Annotated in this window: 8 protein-coding genes; all 8 read right to left on the reverse strand. The window is 35.6% G+C overall.

Going from position 1 to position 7858, the window contains the following annotated elements; translation table 11 throughout:
• Window positions 1–674: 674 nt before the first annotated feature.
• Entirely contained in the window at window positions 675–1124 is a 450-nt protein-coding gene (locus tag BTO23_RS15505; RefSeq protein WP_425427826.1) for a GNAT family N-acetyltransferase, read from the reverse strand.
• Window positions 1125–1288: 164 nt separating this feature from the next.
• The gene (locus tag BTO23_RS15510) at window positions 1289–2626 is read right to left on the reverse strand and encodes a DUF4062 domain-containing protein (RefSeq protein ID WP_105063959.1); all 1338 of its coding nucleotides are present in this window, start codon (window positions 2624–2626) and stop codon (window positions 1289–1291) included.
• A gap of 134 nt (window positions 2627–2760) precedes the next feature.
• Window positions 2761–3231, reverse strand: a complete 471-nt coding sequence (locus BTO23_RS15515; RefSeq protein WP_065611809.1) for a GNAT family N-acetyltransferase — start codon at window positions 3229–3231, stop codon at window positions 2761–2763.
• 149 nt (window positions 3232–3380) lie between these two features.
• A complete protein-coding gene (locus BTO23_RS15520; RefSeq protein ID WP_211295945.1) occupies window positions 3381–3836 on the reverse strand; it encodes a GNAT family N-acetyltransferase in 456 nt (151 codons plus the stop codon).
• 751 nt (window positions 3837–4587) lie between these two features.
• Window positions 4588–5052, reverse strand: coding sequence for a GNAT family N-acetyltransferase (locus BTO23_RS15530; protein WP_105063961.1), 465 nt, complete (start codon window positions 5050–5052; stop codon window positions 4588–4590).
• 153 nt (window positions 5053–5205) lie between these two features.
• Window positions 5206–5493, reverse strand: coding sequence for a hypothetical protein (locus tag BTO23_RS15535; protein ID WP_105063962.1), 288 nt, complete (start codon window positions 5491–5493; stop codon window positions 5206–5208).
• An 814-nt stretch (window positions 5494–6307) separates the two neighbouring features.
• Window positions 6308–6661, reverse strand: a complete 354-nt coding sequence (locus BTO23_RS15545) for a hypothetical protein (protein WP_105063963.1) — start codon at window positions 6659–6661, stop codon at window positions 6308–6310.
• An 826-nt stretch (window positions 6662–7487) separates the two neighbouring features.
• A complete protein-coding gene (locus BTO23_RS15555; RefSeq protein WP_105063964.1) occupies window positions 7488–7700 on the reverse strand; it encodes a hypothetical protein in 213 nt (70 codons plus the stop codon).
• Window positions 7701–7858: the final 158 nt, after the last annotated feature.

A 7858-nucleotide genomic window follows, 5' to 3' on the forward strand; every position in this document is an offset into this window, starting at 1 on the left:
GACCAACCTGAATTTTAATGCCTTAATCACAAAACTAAAGGCAAACCCAGAACGCCGAATGTAATAAATCGTGTTGATGCGATTGTTGTGCGTGCTTACTTTCAGCTTGGCCAACTTGGTAAAGAACTGCCCTGCCAAGATTTTCTAAGTCCTGATTCTAATTTACCGATAGCAATTAAGCGAACAAAATGTTCTTAAATTGCGAGATGAAGTAAATGGAAAACAGATACATTTTTTACACCATTTGAACGGCTTGGTTTTAGCTAGTTTGGAACTGATAAACCAAATATCCTTGCCACAATTGGGATTGAAAATACTGTGAGCAAAACACTGATGCAAACTAAAATGAGGCATAAACAAAGAATAATTGAAGCGTAAAAATGCCCCTGAAACGCCTGAACTTAGGGAAATAAGGGCTAATTTGCCGAATCTGATAATAACGAAAACCAAAAGGCAACAAAGAAGAAAGGAACGCTTACTAAGCCAAAACTACGAAAGCCGCGATCCTTTTGATGAACCGTGCAAAAAATTTCGGACTCAGTACGCACAACGCCTGCATAACACGTTTGCTACCATGCAGATTAAGCTTAAATTTACCACTTAATACGGTAAACTCAAAGAAACCTAGAATGCCGAATGTAGCAAATCGTGTTGATGCGATTGTTAAATGTGACTCAACGAAGCCTGCAAACTAAACGCAACATATCCTTGTGCTGAATTCCATTCTCAAATATCTCATCATCATAATTGTCGAGGAAGAAATCCTTTAAAATGGAATCGACTCTGAAATCGTGACGTTGATAAAACGATAATTGATACCCAAAACTACCAGTCCCAAGCTCAACTTTACTATAACCAATCGTAGTTAATTCTTTTAATACAAATTGGAGTAGTTTTGAACCAATACCTTTCTGCTGATATTCAGGATCTATTGCTATATTAAAAATTTCAGAAGTAGAAATATTCAATGACTTACTAACGCAAACACCAATAATTTCGTCACCATCAAACGCACCAAAACAAGCTGAATCCGCTAAGTATTTTTTGATAGCAATTTCAGACGGATCAGCTTCAAGCAATAACGTCATTGGCACTGATTCAGATGATATTGTTTTAAATTCAATCAAGCCACTTTCCTCTTAGAGCCCAAGAAACATTTAACGCCTGCATAACACGTTTGCTACGATACAGACCTAGCTGAATTTTAACGCCTTAATCACTGAAACTAAAGGCAAACTGACAATGCCGAGTGTAGCAAATCGTGTTGATGCATTTGTTATATTTTATTTCACGAAACTAAGATGTTTAAAGTAAACTTACTTTCAACTTTATACTCTTCACATATAATTGTGACATTAATTTTCCCTGACCCTTTTCTTAAAGGTGCAATAACAATATCACCACTAATATTTTTCATTCTTGTATGTATTAAATTATTTAGTCTCAATTGGACGGTGTTATCATTAACTGAACTTGAGTAATTTAAGTTGGTATGCAATTTCGCTAAGTTAGTATAACGAGAAAAGTTAACTTCAGGGAAAGCATGATTTAAACCTAATAATGGAGATCCAGCCATAATTGCGCCAATTCTATGATCAATTAACGATTTTTGATATTTCTCATTCGCCTTCAATATTGGATTTGAAGGAATTGGATTCGATGGTTGATTAATATCAACGATATCATCTTTTTCGATAACACGTACAAAATCCGGAAAATCCAGAGTCACAAAAATATCATTAGCCTTCGTATTACCTTTATTAATAATTTCAAAATTTAATTCTAATGGTTCATTATTTATGTATTCATAAAAATTACTTTCTTCATTATATTTTTTGATTACGTCTTCAGATGGTAAGTTTTTATTATAACTTTCAATATCTTCAGCCGTAATAAAAGGTTCTAATTGCTTAGAAACATCTTCCAATTTTAATAATTCAGGAACTCTTATCTCTGCTAAATCAGTGTGATTAATTTCCACTATCTGAGATGAATTTATCGTAACCCGAATATCAGGTAATTCTTTTATTATTTGGCTTTCCAAATACTCTAATTTAGTTCTCAATTGGCGATTTTCAGTACTCAAGCTTACCAACTCTTTTGATACCTCCTTGGAAATAGCCTCATCCCCTCTTATCCAACCGATTTGAGGTGTACGCCTAAATATTTTAGGTAGAGCTATTGCAACTTTAGTTGCAAGATCGTCTATATTATACCAAAAGTCACACATTTTATTAGCCGTTGCTTTCTCTATAAACTTTTGTAACTTTTGCTCTTTTTCTATATCAACTTCCCTTTCATGCGGTAATGTTGCAACAAAACGGTCCCGAATAAACGCAAGAATTGGTAGGCCTTTTTCTTTTGCATAATCGTATTCTTTCTCAGTATAACTAATACCATCAGCAGCAACACTGCCATATTTATGACCAATAATAATTACATAATAATCACTAATATTAATAGTTTCTTGAATTATTTCCCATTGCTCAGAGTCATCAGCACTGAACATTTCCATACCAACTGGAAAATGGTATAGACTTAAAATAGTCTCAATTATCTTATTTCTAGCGTCAACTAAGTCAACATATGTTGAGCTAACAAACACTTGATATTTTTTTTCGTCCATAAATTTACCTTAAAAATATAACGCCTGCATAACACGTTTGCTACCATGCAGATTGAGCCTAAACTTACCACTTAATGCAGTAAACCCAAAGAAATCTAGAATGCCGAGTGTAGCAAATCGTGTTGATGCATTTGTTATGAGAATGTCTCACCCAGTGTGCACGACATAAATTGACTGTGTGGATCTGGTTTGTAATCGGCAAAGGGATCACAATATTGAAAACCAAATTTTTCATAGAGATTACGAGCTGGTTTGAAGAACTCTTGTGAACCGGTTTCCAAGCTAATTTTCTTATAACCCCTATCCGATGAAACATTTAATACATGATTGAGAAGAAGCGTACCTACACCCAAATTTCGCGCATGATTAGAGGTTCTCATTGATTTCAGTTCCGCATGGTTTGAATCCAATTCCTTAATTGCTGCACAACCTAATAACTGCTCACCTTTCCAGCAGCTAAAGAACGTAATCTCAGGTACTTTTAGAGCGCTGACATCTAATGCGTGCACACTTTCAGGAGGAGACGTTGCATACATATCTTCCAGGTGTTCTTTTAATAACTGAACAACTTCACCGCCATTCAAATCATCTATTTTGATATCCATATTTAAAATTATCCCTTAATTCTCATAACGCCTGCATAACACGTTTGCTACCATGCAAACCAAGCCAAATTTACCACTAAATACGGTAAAACCAAAGAAACCTAGAATGCCGAATGTAGCAAATCGTGTTGATGCGATTGTTATGTTTATTAACTAACGTTGCGTGCAATCATTAATATTTCATCCGCAGAATATAGATTAGTAATCGTTGCTTCCACTTCTGCGCCTAATGCTGATTTATACAATTCTTGAGCAAAATTGTCGGCTCTCGTTGTAACAAACACATGCTTTAATACTGAGTCATTCTCTGCCAATTTTGCTTTTACTAATGGTAAAGAGTTCATGATTAAGCTGCGCCCAATACCTTTTCTTTGGTGGTTAGGAGAAACCGCTAATTGCTCAATTTCCATTACGACTTCAGGACGAAAACCACTTTTCTGAGTCCAAATAATATAACCAATAATCCCATTGCTATCTTCAGCGACAAAACACAAGACTCGCGGAAAAGCATTGAAATTACACACTAACCATTCATAAGATTGTTTCTGTCTTACGAAAGCTAATTTATGTACTTCTGCTGTATCATTTAAATCAGACTGTTCCATTAACCTTACTTTCATAAGTACCTCAATTTATTGGATAAACATAACGCTGGCATAACACGTTTATTACCATGCAGACCAACCTGAATTTTACCGCCTTAATCACTAAACCTAAGACAAACCCAGAACGCCGAATGTAATAAATCGTGTTGATGCGATTGTTGTGCGTGCTTACTTTCGGCTTGGTCAGCTTGGTAAAGAACTGCCCTGCCAAGATTTTCTAAGTCCTGATTCTAATTTACCGGTAGCAATTAAGCGAACAAAATGTTCTTAAATTGCGAGATATAGTAAATGGAAAACAGATACATTTTTTACGACATTTGAACGGCTTAGTTTCAGCAGATTTGGAGCTGATAAACCAAATATCCTTACCACAATTTGGATTGAAAATGCTGTGAAGAAAACACTGATGCAGACTAAAATGAGGCATAACCAAAGAACAATTGAAGCGTAAATTAACCTCTGAAACACCTGAACTTAGGGAAATAAGGGCTAATTTGCCGAACCTGATGAAACGAAAAATAAAAGATAGCAAAGAAGAAATTCACGCTTACTAAGCCGAAACTACGAAAGCCGCGATCCTTTTGATGAACCGTGCAAAAAATTTCGGACTCAGTACGCACAACGCCGCAATAACACGTTTACTACGACATAGACTTAGCTGAATTTTACCGCCTTAATCACTGAAACTAAAGGCAAACCTACAACGCCGAATGTAGTAAATCGTGTTGATTGCTTTGTTATATCGAGAATGCTAACTTACTATTTTCTTTGACATATTGTAGCCAGAAATAGAAAAACCAACCTCTTGATACAGTTTTAACGCTCTTTGATTTTGGTATGCAACTCGTAATTTTATTTGCTCAATACCCATCGATTTCAATTGTGATTCAAGAGCAATAATTGCTAATTTCCCATAACCATTATTACGATAATTTGGAAAAATGAAGAAGTCATAAATAAACGTCGATTTGTCATTTTCGTTAATCGAGTGCCACAGATAACCAACCAATTTTGAACCCGATTCAATACACAGTAATTCATGGTCATTAGTTTCCAGACCATTAGGAAAATTACGAAGAAGATCCTGATTAGCCAATTCACGCGCCCTATCCATTGAGTGACCATAATTTTCAGCTATTTCACGGCTGTAATCATCAATGAAATAATCGCAATACGCTGGATACTCACTTGAGGTCATTGGTCTGAGTTGAATCATGTCTAATCCTTTAAAACGATGAGCTTAAAAAACGATATAACGCCTGCATAACACGTTTACTACTATGCAATTATACTTAAAATTGCCGCCTTAAAACGAGAAACACCCGACAACCTGAGATGCCGAGTGTAGTAAATCGTGTTGATGCATTTGTTATGTGCGCTCTCTCTTGGCAAATTCTTTTTCGTAAAAGATTTCTGCGACTATCCAAATAATGTGATTAATAACTAAACCAAAAACAAGTAAAGCTATCGCTGCAATACCAAAATCAATTGAGAATTCACCCCAATTACGGATCTTATCAAACAGCATAAAACCTAAAAAAGAACCGAACAAAACTGCTCCAGCAACTATCAACGTATGCTTAATCACATAATGTAAGCGACCTTTTCTTCGAGTGATTGCCCAACGATTATATTGTTTATTTATCCAACTATTCATATTCTCCAATCCTTAGTAAGAAATGACAATTTGAATTAACTACATTAATTATTGTACATAAATCAATAAGGTAATATGAGAGCTATATCTTAATTTCAAATATCGATAAGCACATAACGCTTGCATAACACGTGCTGACGACCAACTTTACCAAACCAATTACACTTCAAACCAAAAACGCCGAATGTAATAAGCATCGTGTTGATGCGATTGTTGTGCGTGCTTACTTTCGGCTTGGCAAACTTGGTAAAGAACTGCCCTGCCAAGATTTTCTAAGCCCTGATTCTAATTTACCGATAGTAATTAAGCGAACAAAATGTTCTTAAATTGCGAGATGAAGTAAATGGAAACCAGATACATTTTTTACACCATTTGAACGGCTTGGTTTCAGCTAGTTTGGAACTAATAAACCAAATATCCTAACCACAATTGGGATTGAAAATGCTGCGAGGAAAACACTGATGAAGAATAAAATGAGGCATAACCAAAGAACAATTGAAGCGTAAATTAGCGTCTGAAACGCCTGAACTTAGGAAAATAAGGGTTAATTTGCCGAACCTGATAATAACGGAAACCAAAAGAAAACAAAGAAGAAAGGAACGCTTACTAAGCCGAAACTACGAAAGCCACGATCCTATTGATGAACCGTGCAAAAAATTTCGGACTCAGTACGCACAACGCCTGCATAACACGTTTGCTACGAAACAGGCTTAGCTGAATTTTACTGCCTTAATCACTGAAATTAAAGGCAAACTGACAATGCCGAGTGTAGCAAATCGTGTTGATGCATTTGTTATGCGATTACAGCATCAAACTAATTACTGTAAGTATAAGTACAAGTTGTATTTGCTATCCCTGTTACACCGTTGTATTCATGAGCTGTTATATTAGCTTCACTCCATGTAATGCTTGGAAACCCCTTAGCTACTGAGTTTAAAACATTACTACACTCTTCATAATCAATCTGTGTATCAGGAAGAAATCGATGAACACTACGAAAAGCGACAACAACCAATCCACTTTCTGTTTGTTTTGAACTAAATTCTGTAGAACCTTCATATGTGATTGGCCCCACATGATTTACTAATTTTAATGTTGGAGCAACGCAAGCAGTCAATAAAAGACTAAGCGCAGTTATCAAACCATATCGAATACATTTCGTTTGCATTATATTTATATCCATAAAATGAAAGATTTAACATTCAAACCTTAACTATTTAGAAAAGGTATGAAATTTAACTGTTTAACCAAATACCTAGATCGCATAACGCTGGCATAACACGTTTATTACCATGCAAACCAACCTGAATTAACCGCCTTAATCACAAAACCCAAGGCAAACCCAGAACGCCGAATGTAATAAATCGTGTTGATGCGATTGTTGTGCGTGCTTATTTTCGGCTTGGCTAACTTGATAAAGAACTGCCCTGCCAAGATTTTCTAAGCCCTAATTCTAATTTACCGATAGTAATTAAGCGAACAAAATATTCTTAAATTACGAGATAAAGTGAATGGAAAACAAATACATTTTTTACACCATTTGAACGGCTTGATTTCAGCAAGTTTAGAACTGATAAACCAAATATCCTAACCACAATTGGGATTGAAAATGTGGCGAGTAAAACGCTGATGCAGAATAAAATGAGGCATAACCAAAGAACAATTGAAGCGTAAAATAGCTTCTGAAACGCCTGAACTTGGGGAAATAAGGGCTAATTTGCTGAACCTGATGAAATGAAAACCAAAAGGTAACAAAGAAGAAATTTACGCTTACTAAGCCGAAACTACGAAAGCTGCGAAAACTGCGAAAGCTGCGATCCTTTTGACGAACCGTGCAAAAAATTTCGGACTCAGTACGCACAACGCCTGCATAACACGTTTGCTACTATGCTGATTAAGCTTAAATTTACCACTTAATACGGTAAACCCAAAGAAATCTAGAATGCCGAATGTAGCAAATCGTGTTGATGCGATTGTTATGTTCGCTCTAACAATTAATCACGGACATATCTAAACTTAACATGCGTATCGATGTAAGAATTAAGATCACCGCCAGATACTGCAATGATTTTCATTCTGTCGATGTGCTGCTTACCCGCACTATCGTAGTCATAACAAACTGAACGAGCAGTTTCATCAAACCAAACCGTGATTGAATTAGAATTTAACTCAAAACCACGTATTCCTGAAGAGTTGTAAGTTTGCATTTAAGCCTCAATAATCCATTTGTACCAAAATATACAAATATCATTATTGTAATATCGCGAAGAACTACTGTGATTAATGTCACTAATTTCTAAGTTAATAAAAACAAAGGTAATATTTTAGATAACCATTATCTATCGCCTAGAACATAACGCTGGCA

The sequence above is a fragment of the Aliivibrio sifiae genome (assembly GCF_002954715.1).
GTDB lineage: Bacteria > Pseudomonadota > Gammaproteobacteria > Enterobacterales > Vibrionaceae > Aliivibrio > Aliivibrio sifiae.